Genomic DNA, 17,423 nt, shown 5'->3' on the forward strand with positions numbered 1-17,423 from the left:
TTCTTGCGAGAATTCCGTCAAGCTTTGCTCGATATCTTCCATGAAATGAAAGAATTCTTTCAGTCACTCTGGCGGGCGCGGCGGACACCCCTGACTCGGACGATTCTGGCGGCTTATCATGTCGGCGTTGGCTCAACATTTCTAAGCTGGATTTCATTTTTACTCTCATTTTCGCGGCCTGGACTGCCATGCTCGACTTGTACGACAAAATCAACGACGCCGTTACTTTCTTGCGCTCAAAGTGGGACGTGACGCCGCTGGTCTCCATCATTCTCGGCACCGGCTTGGGCGGGTTTGCCAGCGAGATCGACGCCGACGTGGTGATCCCTTACAGCGAGATTCCCCACTTTCCCAACTCCACGGCGACCAGCCACCGTGGACAATTGGTCTGCGGGCATTTGCGGGGCGTCCCGGTGGTCGCCATGGAAGGCCGCTTTCACATGTATGAGGGGTATCCTCTCAAACAAATTACGTTGCCCGTGCGCGTTTTCAAAGCGATGGGTGCCGGCACGTTGGTGGTCAGCAACGCCTGCGGTGGGTTGAATCCCAACTTCAGCAATGGCGATATCATGGTTATTGAAGATCAGATTAATTTGCTCGGCGATAATCCACTGATTGGCATCAATGACGACCGCCTCGGCCCTCGCTTTCCTGACATGTCGGAGCCTTATGATTTACAGCTGGTCGATCAAGTCTTAGCCAGCGCGCGGCGCAACGACATTGTGGCCCACAAGGGAGTTTTTGTGGCCGTGGCGGGGCCCAATCTAGAAACGCGAGCCGAGTATCGCTTTCTGCGGTTGATTGGCGCCGATGTGGTCGGTATGAGCACCGTTCCCGAAGCGATTGTGGCGATTCACAGCGGCATGAAAGTGGTGGGGCTTTCGGTAATTACCGACATGTGTCTGCCCGACGCGCTGAAGCCGGCAAACGTCGAAGAGATTATCGCAGTCGCCAACGGCGCCGAGCCAAAGTTGAGGACGCTGGTGCGCGAAATTGTCGAAACGATTGGACAAACCAGGATCGCTTGATGGTGACGCCGCACAGTGATGACTTGGGTGACAAGCAGAATCCTCTGGCAACGACATTGCAGGTGATTCGCTCGCGGATCGGCGCGTTTCAGCCGCGTTTTGGCATCGTGCTGGGGAGTGGTCTCGGCGGGCTGGCCGATGAGATCACCGCTGCCACTCGGATCGATTTTGGCGATCTGCCCAATTTTGTGCCCAGCACGGCGGCAGGACATGCCGGGCAGTTGGTAACTGGGTTGTTGGCGGGCGTCCCAGTCGTCGCCCTCGCTGGGCGGTTGCATCGTTACGAAGGTTGGTCGGTTGCCCAAGTCACTTTCCCCATACGCGTCCTGCGGGCGCTCGGCGCTGGCACTCTGATCGCTAGCAACGCCGCCGGAGGCTTGCGCCATCACTTCGCCGTTGGCGATATCATGGTCATTCGCGATCATATTAATTGGCTTGGCTCGCCAGTTTTAGGATTCGCTCAATCGCAGGTTGACGATGCTACCGCGACTGCTGCTGTGAACACCACGGCGGCGGCAGTCGGGGTGTTGGCGCGGGGCCGTCAGCCGTACGACGCGGAGTTGGCCGATTTGGCGTTGGCGGCTGGTCGGCGGGGCGATTTCGCGGTGCATCAAGGGACCTACTTGGCAACCCTCGGTCCCAGTTATGAGACACCTGCCGAGTATCGCATGATGCGTCGTATCGGCGCCGATTGCGTCGGCATGAGTACCGTTCCCGAAGTCTTGATGGCTCAGCAATTAGGGATGCGGGTCTTAGCACTCTCCATGATCAGCAACGTCGCCCGCCCTGACGCGCCGCAAGAAACCTTACATCAAGAAGTGCTGCAGATCGGTCGGCAAGCGGAACCCAACATGAGCTATTTAGTCCGCGCGGTGGTGCAGTGTGGCTAAACTCGTTAGCCGTTTTGGCACTAGCCACGGTTGCGTTAGCCGTTTTGGCGCTAGCCACGGTTCCGCTTTCGATCCACGATTTCATCCAACAGGAAACAACAAACCATGACATTGCGATTTGGGGGCCGTTCCCGTTTCCACTGCAACCTTGCCGCGATTCTTTCAGCGGGACTCGTCGTTGGCGTGCTAGTCATCGGCGGTTGCGATCACAGGCCTCCCGCGAGTGACGAGAACGAAACGAGTGGCGCGAACGCATCGTCCCAACCTCTGGCCGACTCGCCCGTGGCTGCCGAGAAGCGAAAGAGTGCATTTGCTCCCCCGGCAGCGAGTGTCGACGGGGAGTTCGTGATCATGGCCTACAACGTGGAGAATCTCTTTGATATCGACGGCCAGGCGGTATTTGAAGATTACTTGCCGCCCCAATACGGACCGGCTCACCTGCTCAAGAAAGTCCAAGCGGTGACGCGGATTTTGCGGGAATTCCAAGCTGGCCGCGGCCCAGAAATCGTGTTGTTTCAAGAACTAGAATACGACCGTTCGCCCGCCGCTCGTCCGCTTGACTACCAACGTCTACTGGAGCCTTATCAGCAGCTTTCGGTCGAGGAGATGTTGAGCGGTGAAGTCTCCCCGGATATCCAAGATTTACCGGTGGAAGCTTTGCTGTTGAAAGCGTTTCAAGATCAAGGTTTGGGCCCTTACAACGTGGCGGTTGCGGAGTTTCGCGAAGATCCGACTGGTCGCACGGTCGCGCATGTCAACGCGACCTTTTCGCGGTTTCCCATAGCCGATTTTCGCACTCATCAATCGGCCGGTGCCAGGGGAACCTTGGAAGTGATCCACCAAGTTGGCGAGCATACCCTACACACGCTTAACTCTCACTGGAAATCTGGAGCCTCGAATCAAGAATCCGAGCGCATCCGAAACAAGAATGCCCAAGCGGTGCGTGATCGCTTGACTGAAATCCTCAATGATGATCCGTATGCCGACGTGGTGCTTGGTGGAGATTACAACTCGCACTACAACCAATCGCAACGCTTTCCTGATTTCAAACCAACGGCAGTCAATGATACGTTGGGAAGTCAGGGGGATGAAATGGCGATCCGCGAGATCGCTGGGCCTGATCTCTATAACCTCTGGTATGAACTGCCTCCGTTGCAACGGGGAAGTGACACTTATCGGGGACAATGGGGCACGTTGATGCAGATGATGATCACTCGCGGGTTATATGATTTTCGTGGTGTTCAGTATGTCGACAACAGTAAGCAAGTCGCCGCTTTCCCCGGTGTGAACGCTCAGGTTGGCAGCGGCATGCCGCTGCGTTGGAACTGGGTTAATAACGCGGGCACAGGTTTTTCTGATCACCTGCCCATTTACGCCCGTTTTCGTCTTGTCGAAACCGGCGATAGCGACCGCTTGGTGGAGCTCAGCCAACCCGGACGCCCTTCGGAAACAGCGGCCGAGTTGAATGGGACGACTGTGAACTTCAGCGGAATTTCCGCGGCATCGGTACCATCAACTGAGACGCTTGGCTCCGACGAGATGATTCAGGATGTCGATAATGTTGGCCAAGTGTTCTTGGTGAAAGCGATCGTCTCTGGCGAGAGACCATTTGTGATCAAAGTCTTCGAAGATGAATATAAGGTCTGGTCTTTTGATCAAGACTTGCGGCTGAAAATTTACGACAAATTCCCGCTTGGTGCGGAAATGAAGTTCTTGGGAGAATTTGGACAACATGAGGGCGCGTGGCAGTTCATTGTTCGTGACCTTTCCTGGCTCGAACCTGTATGAAATTGACCTGTTACCACAGCAGCCTCGCTACTCGCCTCCGGAGCGGGCCGAGCGGGTAAAGCTGATGATCTCGAGTTCGTCCAACGTGTGGCGACTGAGTTGCCGCAGCGAGGGATCGATCAGTTGTTCCAGCCAAGTCCCCAGCGGCACGTTGCTGGGGCGATCCCGGAACTTTTCCACCGGCTTCCGCAGCGGTTCCAACGCCCGCTCCAGACGCGTGATTTCGCTAGCCGACAATTCGCAATCTTTCGTATCCAGCTCGATGCGAAGATTATACGCCTCAACCGAGTACTTCCTGGTGAGCAACCTTTATTCGCTGTGCTACCGAAACTTTTAACCAGCAACCGAAAGTGTGGTTGCAACCAGGGGGAAGACTGAATCACCACTGCCGGTCTCTTGCTGGGACGTCTTGCTGGCTGGCTTCAATGCAAGTGATGTGCCGTGGTGGAATGCGAGCGGTAGGAAATTGAGGGTGGGTTCGACTAAGATTGGATTCGCGTAAAAAATGATCGGTGAGCTGTCCTCTGTTTTTCGAATGAGTGAATTGCCTGATGCGTCCTGATTTGTCAGTCGGCACGACCGCGGAGCTGGTGTGGCACGTCGCCGCCGAGCACACGATTCATTTGGGCTACCCGCCCCCGTCGCTGCGGCAGGGGTTGGTGCTCCACGAGAGCCAACGCCCCGCTACTTCGGTGGTCGTGTTTTCCACTCCGAACATGATCCTGTTGATGGAGCGTGCCGCCCGCAAAGTGCTCGAACCCTACTTGGAAGCGGGCGAAGAATCGGTGGGGGCGATGGTGCAAGTGGAGCATTTGGCGGGGACTCCCATTGGCTCGGAGGTTCGCGGGGTCGCAACCGTCACGGCGATCAACGGGCGTCTGGTTGAGTTTGACATCGCCGCCTACGATCGGCACGAACAAATTGGCCGTGGCACGCATCGACGCGCCGTGGTTCGCTTGGATCGCGTCGCCCAGCGCATTCATGAGAAAGCTGCCGGCATCCAAGCCTCAACCCAGCAGTTAAGTTGGATGGATGGAATCGCCACGCTGCCGGCCGCTTCGCAAACCGCCTCCTCCCCGTCACAAGCAGTTGCCATGAACTCCAATCGCTCGCAAGCTGCCGCAGTCCCCCGCATGGAGACTCTCGAGTTAGAGATCTCGGGTCCGCTGGCAACGGTTACGCTCAATCGGCCGGAAAAAAAGAATGCGGTGAACACGTTGATGACGGCCGAATGGGAGCAGTTGAATCACTATTTGCTGACACATCCAGAGATTCGGATCGTGGTGGTCAAGGGTGCGGGAGGCAGCTTTTGTGCGGGCGACGATGTGCCCGAAGTCGGCACCTTGACGATAGAGCAGGCGCGACAGCTGAGTTATCGCCAAGCACGCATCTATCTGGGCTGGGAGCAATTGCCGCAAGTATTCATCGCGATGGTTGATGGCGAAGCGCTGGGAGCTGGTTGCGTGGCGGCTGCGGCATGTGATTTCCGGATTGCCAGCCACGGAGCCCGCTTTGGTATGCCGGAGATTTTGCTCGGCTGGCCCCCCGGTTACGGTGTTGCTCAATTAACGGCCTTAATTGGTAAATCGCGGGCTTTAGAAATGTGTCTGTTGGGCAGTCCCATCTCGGCTCGGCAAGCTCACCAATGGGGGCTGGTGCATCGTCTCACAGCCGCCAATTCACTGCTGGCTGAAACTCAACAGTGGGTCGATGCCCTGCTGGCGCTACCGACCGATGCGTTGCGGGAGACCAAGCGTTTGGTTCACGCCGATGAGGGTTTGCAACCCAAGACAGCCTTCTTAGCTGATACGGCAGCATATATTCGTTGCCTTGATCAACCAGCCGCTCGCGAGGGAATCACCGCCTTTCAACAAAAACGACCACCCCGTTATCACGCCTAACCGATACGCGAATACTGTTAGCCGCAAAACGGTGGCTAGCGCCAAAACCGCAAAACGGTACTTTTTTACTTTCGACACTTTCCTGCCCGCAGAACACGGAGTCCCCCGTGAATTTTCATGCTCAGACAACATTATCCAACCAACAATCCGCGCCGCTTGCCAACAGGCTGAGGTACGCTCGCCGTTTTGGGTTGCCCTGTTGGTATTGGCTAGCGTGCTTGTTTGTGCTGCTCGTCAGTTATCCCGCGGTGGCCAACGGTCAACAGTTGGAGCAAACCCTGCTAGCAACGCCGACAACCGCGTTGGCACAGCAAGCGGTCACGCAGGGAGACGCCCAGCGGGGAGCGATTCTCTTTTATCAGCCTTACATGGCATGTGCGAAATGTCACGTCTCGGCGGGCGAGCAAAATCTGCTGGCTCCCAGTTTGACGAACATGGAGCCCCGGCCAACCGATGTAGAGCTGGTCGAGGCCATTTTGTTGCCAGCCAAAGTGATTAAAAAGGGTTACGAAACACAGCTGATCAGCACGGTAGATGGCAGGATTTTTCAAGGCAGATTGGTCGAGCGATTTGCGACATCGCTGGTGCTGCTCGACGCGGCCAAAGATTTTCAGCCGGTCACGATCCCACTGGCTGAAGTCGAGTCGGAAAGCACCTCGGCGACTTCCACAATGCCGGCTGGTCAAGTGAACGCGTTGGCGAGCAAACAGCAGTTCCTGGATTTGATTCGCTATCTGATTGAGATTCGCGACGGAGGCGAAGCACGCGCGAAACAGTTGCAACCACCTCCGGCCGCCTATGCGGCAGCACCCTTGGCTGAATATGAAGCTGACATCGATCACGCTGGCATGATCACCGGCCTGGATGAGGCATCCTTGGAGCGTGGTGCTGCGATTTACGGACGCGTCTGTGCCAACTGTCATGGTACCCTGGAGCAACCAGGTTCGCTGCCGACCAGCCTCCGGTTTGGCACGGGCAAATTTAAGAATGGAAGCGACCCCTTTACCATGTATCAGACACTGACTCGGGGCTTTGGCATGATGGTGCCGCAGAGCTGGATGGTGCCGAGTCAAAAGTATGATGTGATTCACTATATTCGCGAGGTGTATCTAAAACCGCATAATCCCAGCCAGTACTTTCTTACCAACCCGGAGTATCTAGCGACACTTCCCGTCGGCAGCTCAAAAGGCCCAGCTCCCAGCGAGAGTCAACCCTGGGAGGAGATGGATTATGGCCCCAATCTTATCGCCACTTATGAGATTGGCAACGATGGTGACAATTTCGCTTATAAAGGGAACGCGGTGCGGCTCGACCCGGGCCCAGGCGGAGTATCCAGGGGAAACGCTTGGTCAATTTTTGATTTTGATACGTTGCGAGTCGCGGCAACTTGGACGGGTGAACAATTCATTGACTATCGTGGCATCAATTTCAACGGCCAGCACAATATTCACCCACGTGTGGTGGGCGAGATAACCACGGCTAATCCAACGGGACCAGGCTGGGCCCGCCCCGGCACCGATTCATTCGTCGATCCGCGGCTCGTTGGTCGTGATGGACGACGCTATGGTCCGCTTCCTCGCGATTGGGCCCAGTATCGCGGGATGTACTATCACGGCAATCAAACAATTGTTGATTACACGGTGGGAAAAACGGAAGTCTTGGAGATGGCCGGCCAACTATCGGGGCCCGTGTCGCTGCCGGCGAGGCATTTTGAAATAGGACCGCGAGCTCAAGACATGCTGCTGCGTGTGACTCGCGCTTCGCACTTGGCTGATCGCCCCCTGAAAAAGCTAGCTGCCGATACGGAGATGTCTGGCTATCTAACTAATGTTCGTTTATGGCACATGGCTGAGCAGGCCGCTCGTCCGGTCTCAGCTCCCCAGGAATTTACTTTTGACGGTGATACGTTTCTGCAAATTAATGATGCGGCAGCTTTGGAGATGGATACCAAAGATTATACCATTCATGCCACGATTCGAACGACTAAAGATGGGACGATCTTCTGCAAGACTCGCGATCAAGCGGAGTGGGCGAAAAATGGCAAAAGTTTGTTTGTCCGGGACGGCCGGTTGACATTCGATATTGGCTGGGTGGGCGCGGTCAGCTCGGATCGCCGAATCGACAATGGTCTTTGGCATCACGTGGCAGTTACTTATGTCGCCGAGAATCATCGCCTGCGTTTCTTTGTCGATGGGCGACCAGCCGGGGGTGGCCAACTGCGACCAATGTCGCTGAGGGGAGATCAAGTCGCACGGATTGGATTCACGGCGGAGAACTTTCCCGAGACTTCCGTATTTAAAGGTTCGATGAAGCAACTGTCGTTCTGGCAAGCCGCATTGGAGCCCGCTGAAATCCGTTCGCTCGATAACCAACTGGTCAACGGAAAAGCGTCCGCGGATGCCCCCGATAGCTCGCAATTGGTAGCCCGTTGGTCATTGAAAGGTGCTGCTGGCGAGGCGGTCGCAACCGATGGTGGATCGGCAATGCCAGCAAGCGTGGTGCGAGACTTGGCAGGTGCGATTCATAAGCCAACTGCGGAGCGGGCATTGCTGTGTGGTTTGGCCAGTGACCGGCCGGCGGATGTCGCTGGTATCGTTTGGGAGCCTGCTGCCAATGGTGACTTATTGTTGAGAATTCCGGCTGGGGAGAATCGCCTCAGGTTTACGCTCTGGCTCGCTCAGCTTGCTCCCGAGCATCAGGCGAAAGGGGTGTTAGCTGAGATTAACGTCGCCAACCCGTCACTCGATTTGACCGCGTTGACTGCAGGCGGGCCTCCCCGGTGGCCCGGTGAGGTTATGACAACGGTGGAGCTTGGTGAGTCAGATGGGCCGCTGGCCGTCGACGTGCTCAGCTATCCGATTGTTAATCCTTGGCTTTGCCGCATGCGGTTGACGGGGCATGATTTCTACGCCGACGGCGACCGCGCGGCGGTCTGTGATTGGGACGGTAACGTGTGGTTGGTCTCCCGCTTGTCTCAATTGGATCAGCAAACATCGCCACAGCTGAAGTGGCGACGCATTGCCTCGGGGCTATTCCAACCGCTCGGTTTGAAAATCATCGATGATGTGATCCATGTGACTTGTCGCGATCAACTTTGTCGCTTGCATGATTTGAATGGTGATGACGCGATTGATTGGTACGCGTGTGTCAATAACGATCATCAGGTGACAGATCACTTTCATGAATTCGCGATGGGCTTGCAGACTGATGAGGCTGGCAATTTCTATTATGCCAAATCGGCTCGGCATGCCCTCAAGGCCGTGGTGCCCCACCACGGAACATTGCTGAAGATTACTCCCGACGGATTAAAAACCGAAATTGTGGCCAGTGGTTTTCGAGCGGCCAACGGAGTTTGCTTGAATCCCGATGGGACCTTTATCGTGACCGATCAAGAAGGTCACTGGAATCCAAAAAACCGGATCAACTGGGTCGAACCGGGGGGCTTTTACGGCAACATGTATGGATACCATGATGTTGTTGATGAATCCGACGAGGCGATGGAGAAACCGTTGTGTTGGATTACCAATGCTTTTGATCGCTCGCCGGCAGAGTTGCTGTGGGTTGACAGTGAACGCTGGGGGCCGCTCGATGGCCGCTTGCTGAACCTCTCTTACGGCTACGGAAAAGTGTTCCTGGTCCCGCACGAAACGGTGAACGGTCAAATCCAGGGAGGCATGATCGAGCTGCCAATACCTCAATTTCCCACCGGCACCATTCGCGGCCGTTTTCACCCTGCGGACGGTCAACTGTATTTAAGCGGGATGTATTCTTGGGCTGGAAGCCAGCAGGAGCCGGGTGGCTTTTTCCGGGTTCGGGCGACGGGCAATGAATTTCATTTGCCGCTGGAGATTCGCGCGATCGAGGGAGGCGTGGAATTAGAATTCAGTCAACCGCTTGCAAGAGATGTGGCCGAGCAAGCTGGGAATTTTCAAGTGACGGTGTGGGATCTCAAACGTACCAAGCAGTACGGTTCGGCCCACTACAATGAAAAGACTTTGCCTTTAACCCAGGCAGTGTTGCACGATGATCATCGGCTGCGGTTGGCGATTCCCGATTTGAAACCGACGCGTGGGATGGAAATTCGTTATCAGCTAAAGTCGGCCGACGGTCGCGATTTCAGTGGTACAATCCACAACACGGTTCATCAGCTGGGTAAAGTGCCGGCGATCGATGATTGAACTCGTGCTTACCAAGCGTTGGACTTACCAAGCGATGAATTTAATGTTGAAGCAATTATTGACTTTTATGTTGAGTGTCTGCTGTAGCTTTGCGGCATCGATTGAGAAGGTGTCCGCTCAGGAGACAGCACCGCAACGTGCCGCGATCGTGGCGGAAATCTTGGATATCGTGGAGCAGGATTTCTACGATCCAGAGTTACGTGGGCTCGACGCGATAGCGTTGCGGAAGGAGTTTGTCGAGCGGAGCGCCGAGATTGAGGTCGATGCGTTTTCTCGGTTGGTCAATGAGATGCTGGGGCGGTTGAAAACGTCGCACACCGCTTATTTTCCTAAGTCAGATCCGAGGCATTACCAGTTGTTGGGTATTTTCGAATTCCTGGTTTCTGAGAGCAATGATCAGCGGTTGCTTTACGAGGGAATTGGCTTGGAGACAGTTCGCCAAGACGGACGTGACTTTGTGCGTTGTGTTTACGACGGTACTCCGGCCGCGACTGCTGGCATCCTTTATGGAGATGAAATTGTCTCGCTCGATGGGCAACCGTGGCGAGGACTTAAGTCGCTGGAGGGAAAATCTGGTCAGACAGTCTCGCTGCAAGTGCGGCGTCAGGCAACCGCCGATCTCATACCGGTAGCCGTCGATGTTCAGACCTTAAATGGACGCACGCTGTTTGAGGATGCGTTGCGAGCCAGCGTGCGCAAGTATGAGATTGATGGGCATTCCATCGGCTACTTGCATCTCTGGAGTTACGCCGGTTCGCGGTATCATGAGATTATGAAACAGCAGCTGCTGTGGGGTGATCTGAAAGACTGCGATGCCGTCGTGCTGGATTTGCGAGATGGTTGGGGGGGAGCCAGCTTGGAGTACCTGAATATTTTTCGAGAGCCACTCGCGCGAACCAGCAGCACTGGACGTCAGGGCCAAAAGCAAACGTTCGACGGGGTTTGGGCTCGGCCCGTGGTGTTGTTGGTCAATGAGGGCAGCACTTCAGGGAAAGAAATGTTGAGTTTCGTTTTCCAGAAGCATGGTTTTGGGCAGATCGTGGGGAGCCGAACCGCGGGTGCCGTAATGGCGGGGAGCCCACGGTTGCTAGAAAACGGCGATGTGCTTTATTTGGCAGTCGCAAATGTTTGGATTGACGAGCAACGTCTCGAGGGTAAAGGCGTTGAGCCTGCGGTCGTGGTTGAACGTCCGCTGCCTTATGCCGCCGGAGCTGATCCTCAATTGGAACGGGCACTTGAGACGGCAGCTGAGATGATGCGAGCCAAAAACTAGCGCCCAGCAGTTGGATCTTTCGTTGACCGGTTGGCGGCAAGCCTGGCAATAAGTTCAACGGGGAATGAGCGATGCGAATTCAAGTTTTGGTTATTACGATAGCGTTGCTTTCAGCGTTAACTGACCATGTCGCAGAGGCGCAGAGTGATGGAACCACTTTGACCGATAAACAGGTGCGGCAGAGTTTGAAGTTGGCCGCAACTTTTTTTTCGGAATCAGGTCGCCAACCAGGGTGGTTACGTTTACTATTGCAGCGAGGACCTAACCCAGTTTTGGGGCGAAGGAAAAGTCGATAGCTCCACGATTGTTGTCCAGCCGCCGGCTACACCCTCCGTCGGTGAAAGCTACTTGCGTTGTTATCAGGTCACCCGGGATGCTTATTTCCTCGCTGCGGCTCGCGAGGCGGGGGAAGCCTTGGTGCGGGGCCAACTGCGTTCGGGAGGTTGGACGCAGGTGATCCATTTCCAGCCGCCCGAGCGGGGACGGATGGGACAATACCGCAAATCCAAGGGTGGTCGTTGGAACAACTCTTCGTTGGATGACGATCAAACGCAAGCGGCGCTGCGTTTTTTGGCAAAACTAGACAAGGCGCTCGACTTTCGTCACGCGGAGATCCATGAGGCGACCGAGTTTGGTTTGACGGCACTACTCAATGCCCAATTCGACTGCGGCGCGTTTCCGCAAGTCTGGTCGGGGCCCGTTGCCGCTCAGCCCGTTTTGTCCGCAAATTACCCCGACTATGATTGGCGAACTGAAGGTAGGATTAAAGAGTATTGGAATTATTATACTTTGAATGACGGGCTGGCTGGTAGCGTCGTGGAAACGTTGATCGTTGCCGCTGAGATATATGGAGATGAAAAGTACGCGGGAGCGGTAACCAAGTTGGGAGATTTTCTGGTCAGGGCACAAATGCCAGCGCCGCAACCGGCCTGGTGTCAACAATATAATTATGCCATGCAGCCAATGTGGGCCCGCAAGTTCGAGCCGCCGGCGATCACCGGCAGTGAGTCCCAAGATGTGATGCGCGCGCTAATTGAGATTGCTCGCCACACGGGTCAGCACAAGTATCTTGAGCCAATACCCGCGGCGATTAATTATCTGCAGCGAGATTGTTTGTTGCCCGACGGTAAGTTGGCGCGTTTTTATGAGCTGAAATCGAATCGCCCACTGTACATGGATGCAAAGTATCAGTTGACCTACGACGACAGCGATGTGCCCGGCCACTACAATTGGAAGGTTTCTTCGCAGCTCGATCGCATTAAGCGTGACTACCGCTTTTTGCAGCAGGGTGGCACTTTAGAGCGGTCCAAGGTTCGCCCGGCTGACCTCGAGGGCACGCGGTGGGTGATCGAGCAGCTTGATGCCCAAGGACGCTGGGTTGATGTATTCGCTGGCGAGCATTTGATGGGGCAGCCAAAGTTTCCGTTGGGTTTTCGGTACATCTCCAGTCACACATTTAACGTGAACGTAGCTAAGTTGTGTGACTACCTGCGGGGCGGTTGACTGGTGACGATAGTACCTCACCGCTCCCAAGCCATCGTTCGCTTTGTTATCGTCCCTTAGGATTTTGCAAGAAATGCCGGAAGGCCACAAGACACACTATTTAGCGAATCAGCAAACAGAGATATTTGCTGGTAACAGCGTCCGGGTGAGCAGTCCACAGGGACGGTTTGCAGAGGATGCGGCGCGCGTCGACGGGTTGCGACTGGAACGGGTGGAGGCGGTTGGCAAGCAGTTGTTTTATCACTTTCCCAATGACATCTTTCTGCAAGTTCACTTGGGACGCTATGGCAGTTTCAAGATCCACCCGGCGCCCCCGCCTGAACCGGTGGGAGCTGTGCGAATGCGGATGCTGGGTAATTCGCGGGCGATCGACTTGCGGGGGCCGACGACCTGCCGCGTGATTGACGGTGCGATGCGACAGGGGGTGCTTGCCAAGATTGGTCCAGACCCGTTGGCCGGAGGTAAAGCGAATGATGTCTGGGAAGCGGTCTCGACCTGCAAACGACCGATTGGCGCCATCCTGCTCGATCAACAGATTATTGCCGGAGTTGGCAATATATTCCGCGCGGAGTTGCTGTTTGAATTGCGGATGAATCCATTGACGCCGGGAGAGTCGCTGGACCGTAAGCAGTTTGACTCGCTCTGGAAGAGCTTGGTCAAGATGATGCGGACCGGATTGAAATATGGCAAGATCATCACGGTGACCCGGCAAGAAGCGGGCAAGCCACTGTCAAAGTTAACGAATCCAGAGCGATTTCGCATTTACGGAAAAGAGTTTTGTCCACAGTGCGACGGCGCGATTGAGAAATTGAAAGTTGCCAGTCGCGACTTGTACGTGTGTCGCAAGTGTCAAGGTATTTGTTAAGCGATAATCTGCTTGATCACTTTGCCGGCGACGTCGGTCAAGCGGAAGTTGCGGCCTTGATGTTTGAAAGTTAAACGCGTGTGATCGAGCCCCAACAAATGCAAGATGGTGGCGTGAACGTCGTGCACATGAAAGGGATCCTCAACCGGGAAGTAGCCGAGTTCGTCTGTCTTGCCGACCGTGACACCGCCGCGAACTCCGCCCCCCGCCATCCACAGGCAGAAGGCATCTTTGTGGTGGTCGCGACCGGCAGCCTTCCCCGCGTCACCTTGCAGCAGTGGAGTGCGGCCAAACTCCGCTCCCCAGACGATTAATGTTTCATCGAGCAAACCCCGTAACTTGAGATCTTGGATCAGCGCGGCGATTGGTTGATCGACTTGTTTACATTTGTTCGGCAGATTCTTAAACACGCCGCCATGGTGATCCCAACCTTGATCGAACAGCTGCACAAACCGGACGCCACGTTCCACCAATCTGCGAGCAAGTAAGCAGTTGTTGGCAAACCCGCTGCCGCCCCGTTTGGCACCATACATGTCGAGTGTCGCCTGCGACTCTTGGGAGAGTTCCATCAGCTCGGGGGCGGAGGATTGCATCCGGTAGGCCAGCTCGTATTGTGAGATCCGCGTGGCGATCTCAGGATCGGCCACGTCGGCCAGGCGGTGTTGGTTGAGTGCGTTGAGGTCGTCGATCAGACGTCTGCGGTCCGCGTCGCTCACTCCCGCTGGATTGGAGAGGAAGAGAATCGGATCCCCTTTGCCGCGAAATTCGACACCTTGATGGACCGTTGGTAGGAAACCGCTGCCCCACAAGCTGTTGCCGGCGCCCGCCACGCTGCCAGTGATCAAGACAACAAAGGCGGGCAGGTCACGATTCTCCGACCCCAACCCGTAGCTGACCCAGGAGCCGACGCTCGGTCGCCCGAAGCGCCCGAAGCCGGTTTGAAAAAAGAGTTGCGCGGGGGCGTGGTTAAACATTTCGGTCTGCACCGTTTTGACCATGGCAATCTCGTCGGCGACCTTAGCCAAGTGAGGCAGGTATTCAGAGAGTACCAGCCCCGAATCGCCATGCTGCTGAAATTTGACGCGGCTGCCGAGCAGTTTGGGGTGTCCGCGGAGGAAGGCAAAACGCTGTCCCTCCAGGAATTCGTCCGGGCACAGCTGACCGTCGTTCTCACGCAGCAGCGGTTTGTCTTCAAACAGATCAAGGTGAGATGGAGCGCCAACCATGTGCAAGAAGATCACATTCTTGGCAGTGGCGGGGAAGTGTCCCAGTCGCGCCGCCAGTGGATCTTGATTTGCCTGCGGAGCCTGACCGCCAATCGAATCGGAGGCCGGTAAAGTATCCGCCAAGAGCGAACCGAGGGCGATCGAACCCAGGCCGAGACTTGTGTTTTGAAACAGCTGACGACGATGGAGGCTGTGCAGCACGTTGTGGCGAGTCACCCGCGTTACTCCTTGGTGATGGTTTCGTCGAGATTCAGGAGAATGTTGGCAACAAACAACCAAGCGGCCAAATCGGCGTTCTGCTCTTCAGTCGATTTCTGCACCGCTAGCGGATCGTTTCGCAGTCGCTCGAGTTCGCGATGATAGACTGCGGCGAGCAAATTGGCTTCGTGCGTTTGCGGTCGGCGGGAGACGCAGAGGCGAAAACCATACTCGACTTTTTCTTGCGGCGTTGCCGTGGGGTAGGCGGCGATGCGTTTGGCCAAGGCCAGGGCCATCTCTTGATAAGCAGGATCGTTGAGCAACGTGAGGGCTTGAAGCGGGGTGTTTGTGCGCGGTCGCTGGACGACGCACGCGGCGCGGTCGGGAGCATCAAAATTGGTAAAGCTGGCGTAGGGCGCGCTCCGTCGCCAGACAACATACACGCCGCGACGAAAGCGATCGGTTCCCTGGCTGGTGTCGTACTTGGGAGCATTGCGGCCAACATGTCGCCAAAGTCCATCGGGTTGCGGCGGATAAACCGGCGGCCCTCCCATTTTTCCCGACAGTAAGCCGCTGGCGTGTAAAGCGTTGTCGCGAATCATCTCGGCGCTCAAGCGAAAGCGGGGCCCGCGGGCCAACAATTCATTCTCCGGATCAACCGCCAACAGTTCGCGACGGAGGCGGGATGATTGGCGATAAGTGCTGGACATCACAATTCTTTTATGAACATGTTTCATCGACCAACCATGTTCGACAAAGTCGCGTGCCAGCCAGTCGAGCAGCTGGGGATGTGTCGGTGGCTCGCACTGCGAACCAAAGTCTTCCAGCGTCGCGACCAGGCCGCGTCCAAAGAATTCCGCCCACCATCGATTCACCACCACTCGCGGCGTCAACGGGTTGCCTGGTTGGACCAACCAACGGGCCAGCCCGAGACGATTTGGCGGGGAGTCCGCAGGCCAAGCATGCAAGGCCGCTGGCGACGCCGGCTCAACCACTTTGCCCGGGGTGAGGAAGTTACCGCGCAGGAAAATCCGCGTCTCGCGTGGTTGGTCTTGTTCAATCATCACCAACGACGTGATCGGTTTGATCGCGTCGAGCTCTGCCTGAAACGTGGCGACCGTTTGGCGTGCTTCGACTATCGCAGGTTCGATGTCCAGATAGTGTTTGCGCAACTGTTTGTGTTGCTGCCCGGTTCGCTCTTGCTGGGGAATTTCCAGCAGCTTGGTAATCTCAGCAGGCACGTGTTCAGCGGGCGACGTCCCATCATCACTGACTGCGGCGAGCCAAGCTTCAAAGCCCTGTTCGCGAATTTTCACAGCCGCGGCGAGCGTTTGTTTGGCGGACGAAAGTTGTGCTTGCAAGGCTTCGCGGCGGGCCAGTTGTTCGTCGGCCAGCGGCAGTTCCAGCATGGGCCCGATGAAGTTATACGTCACACCATCGCCTTCGACTTCCAGCGGTGTGTTGTTAAAGAAAGCAAAGAATCTATAGTAATCGGCTTGGCTGAAAGGATCATACTTATGATTATGGCATTGGCTGCATTCGATCGTGCTGCCGAGCCACACGTAGCCAGTCGTGTTAACTCGGTCGATCACTTGGTTGACGCGATTTTCCTCGGGGTCGACCCCCGCTTCGACATTGCAAGTTGTCAGCCGATGAAAGCCGGTGGCAATTTGTTGCTGCAGAGTTGGTTGTGGCAGCAGGTCGCCGGCGAGTTGTTCGATGGTAAAACGATCGAACGGCATGTTCTCATTCATTGCTTGGATGACCCAGTCGCGGTATGGCCAGACGGTGCGGTACTGATCCGCCTGGTAACCGTTGCTATCTGCATAGCGAGCCAAATCAAGCCACTGTCGCGCCCAGCGTTCACCGTAGCGAGGTGAAGTTAGCAATTGGTCGACAGCTCGTTCGTAAGCGTCGGGGCTGGCGTCAGCCAGGAATGCGTCAAGTTGTTCGAGCGTTGGGGGAATGCCGAGCAGATCGAGTGAAAGCCTGCGCAGTAAGGTTGCCCGGTCGGCGGGTGGCGAGGGGGCAAGTCCGGCACGGTCGAGTCGCGCTAACACGAACGCGTCGATCGGACTCGCAACCCAGTCGGGCTGAGAGACTGCAGGGGGCGCCGCTTTCATCGGGGGAATGTAAGCCCAATGCGGTTCCAATTCCTGAGCCTCCGAACCAATAGCGTCTGGCCAGTTGGCGCCCGACTCGATCCAGCGACGAAGCAAGGCGATCTGCTGGTCACTCAGCGGTTCATCATCGAGTGGCATGCGTTCGCCATCATCCGCGCCCGAGATGCGAGCCAACAGTAAGCTGGCTTGGGCTTCACCCGGGATGATCGCCGGCCCCGAGATACCGCCACGCAACGCGATCGCTTTGGCGTCGAGACGCAGTTGGCCTTCCTGGGCACTTTCACCGTGGCAACCGTTGCAGCGGGCGGTCAGAATTGGCCAAATATCACGTTGAAAGTCGATCGGCGGCGGTTCGCTGGCATGGCTTACGTGACTGGGGGCGAGCAGCAAGATGGTCAAGATGGCAGCAACAGCGATCTGGCGCATCGACTCGAACCCTGGGGAGTACGT

The 17,423-nt window shown here is 56.1% G+C and carries 11 protein-coding genes; 8 read left to right on the forward strand and 3 right to left on the reverse strand.

Translation table 11 applies throughout. The features are described 5' to 3' along the window. Positions 1 to 188 precede the first annotated feature (188 nt). The 3 genes from SH139x_RS24610 (at position 189) to SH139x_RS24620 (ending at position 3,706) form a co-directional block, all read left to right on the forward strand. Positions 189 to 1,028 (forward strand): purine-nucleoside phosphorylase, encoded by an 840-nt coding sequence (locus SH139x_RS24610; RefSeq protein WP_488352391.1) that lies wholly within the window; start codon positions 189 to 191, stop codon positions 1,026 to 1,028. After that, a complete protein-coding gene (locus SH139x_RS24615; protein WP_488352392.1) occupies positions 1,028 to 1,918 on the forward strand; it encodes a purine-nucleoside phosphorylase in 891 nt (296 codons plus the stop codon). The genes SH139x_RS24610 and SH139x_RS24615 overlap by 1 nt, the downstream gene beginning before the upstream one ends. 105 nt (positions 1,919 to 2,023) lie before the next feature. After that, complete coding sequence (locus tag SH139x_RS24620; protein WP_488352393.1) at positions 2,024 to 3,706, forward strand: endonuclease/exonuclease/phosphatase family protein; 1,683 nt, start codon at positions 2,024 to 2,026, stop codon at positions 3,704 to 3,706. A gap of 27 nt (positions 3,707 to 3,733) precedes the next feature. On the opposite strand, the gene SH139x_RS24625 is transcribed toward SH139x_RS24620, so the two are convergent. Continuing rightward, on the reverse strand, positions 3,734 to 4,012 hold the full coding sequence (locus SH139x_RS24625) for a hypothetical protein (RefSeq protein WP_488352394.1): 279 nt from the start codon (positions 4,010 to 4,012) through the stop codon (positions 3,734 to 3,736). 245 nt (positions 4,013 to 4,257) lie between these two features. On the opposite strand from SH139x_RS24625, the gene SH139x_RS24630 reads away from it, so the two are divergent. The 5 genes from SH139x_RS24630 to SH139x_RS24650 all read left to right on the forward strand — a co-directional run bounded on the left by SH139x_RS24630 (position 4,258) and on the right by SH139x_RS24650 (position 13,426). Beyond that, positions 4,258 to 5,607 carry a thioesterase, FlK family gene (locus tag SH139x_RS24630; RefSeq protein ID WP_488352395.1) on the forward strand — a complete coding sequence of 450 codons (1,350 nt, stop codon included), beginning with the start codon at positions 4,258 to 4,260 and terminating at the stop codon, positions 5,605 to 5,607. Positions 5,608 to 5,714: 107 nt separating this feature from the next. Beyond that, positions 5,715 to 9,785: a DUF6797 domain-containing protein gene (locus tag SH139x_RS24635; protein ID WP_488352396.1), complete on the forward strand. Its 4,071-nt coding sequence runs from the start codon at positions 5,715 to 5,717 to the stop codon at positions 9,783 to 9,785. Continuing rightward, positions 9,778 to 11,058: a S41 family peptidase gene (locus SH139x_RS24640; RefSeq protein ID WP_488352397.1), complete on the forward strand. Its 1,281-nt coding sequence runs from the start codon at positions 9,778 to 9,780 to the stop codon at positions 11,056 to 11,058. The genes SH139x_RS24635 and SH139x_RS24640 overlap by 8 nt, the downstream gene beginning before the upstream one ends. Positions 11,059 to 11,406: 348 nt before the next feature. After that, complete coding sequence (locus SH139x_RS24645) at positions 11,407 to 12,561, forward strand: pectate lyase (protein ID WP_488352398.1); 1,155 nt, start codon at positions 11,407 to 11,409, stop codon at positions 12,559 to 12,561. 73 nt (positions 12,562 to 12,634) lie between these two features. After that, positions 12,635 to 13,426, forward strand: coding sequence for an Fpg/Nei family DNA glycosylase (locus SH139x_RS24650; RefSeq protein ID WP_488352399.1), 792 nt, complete (start codon positions 12,635 to 12,637; stop codon positions 13,424 to 13,426). Here the strand turns inward: SH139x_RS24650 and SH139x_RS24655 are convergent. After that, positions 13,423 to 14,868 (reverse strand): DUF1501 domain-containing protein, encoded by a 1,446-nt coding sequence (locus SH139x_RS24655; RefSeq protein WP_488352400.1) that lies wholly within the window; start codon positions 14,866 to 14,868, stop codon positions 13,423 to 13,425. The two genes, SH139x_RS24650 and SH139x_RS24655, sit on opposite strands and share 4 nt — an antisense overlap. A 5-nt stretch (positions 14,869 to 14,873) precedes the next feature. Next, positions 14,874 to 17,399 carry a PSD1 and planctomycete cytochrome C domain-containing protein gene (locus SH139x_RS24660; protein ID WP_488352401.1) on the reverse strand — a complete coding sequence of 842 codons (2,526 nt, stop codon included), beginning with the start codon at positions 17,397 to 17,399 and terminating at the stop codon, positions 14,874 to 14,876. Positions 17,400 to 17,423 lie beyond the last annotated feature (24 nt).

Source organism: Kothea flammea, assembly GCF_052161645.1.
In the GTDB taxonomy this organism is placed as follows: Bacteria; Planctomycetota; Planctomycetia; order Pirellulales; family Pirellulaceae; genus Laterigemmans.

What these genes read in the sequence shown, in the direction of transcription:
- SH139x_RS24610 (WP_488352391.1), top strand. Translation starts at nt 189, where the DNA reads ATGCTCGACTTGTACGACAAAATCAACGACGCCGTTACTTTCTTGCGC.
- SH139x_RS24615 (WP_488352392.1), top strand. Translation starts at nt 1,028, where the DNA reads ATGGTGACGCCGCACAGTGATGACTTGGGTGACAAGCAGAATCCTCTG.
- SH139x_RS24620 (WP_488352393.1), top strand. Translation starts at nt 2,024, where the DNA reads ATGACATTGCGATTTGGGGGCCGTTCCCGTTTCCACTGCAACCTTGCC.
- SH139x_RS24630 (WP_488352395.1), top strand. Translation starts at nt 4,258, where the DNA reads ATGCGTCCTGATTTGTCAGTCGGCACGACCGCGGAGCTGGTGTGGCAC.
- SH139x_RS24640 (WP_488352397.1), top strand. Translation starts at nt 9,778, where the DNA reads ATGATTGAACTCGTGCTTACCAAGCGTTGGACTTACCAAGCGATGAAT.
- SH139x_RS24650 (WP_488352399.1), top strand. Translation starts at nt 12,635, where the DNA reads ATGCCGGAAGGCCACAAGACACACTATTTAGCGAATCAGCAAACAGAG.
- SH139x_RS24660 (WP_488352401.1), bottom strand. Translation starts at nt 17,399, where the DNA reads ATGCGCCAGATCGCTGTTGCTGCCATCTTGACCATCTTGCTGCTCGCC.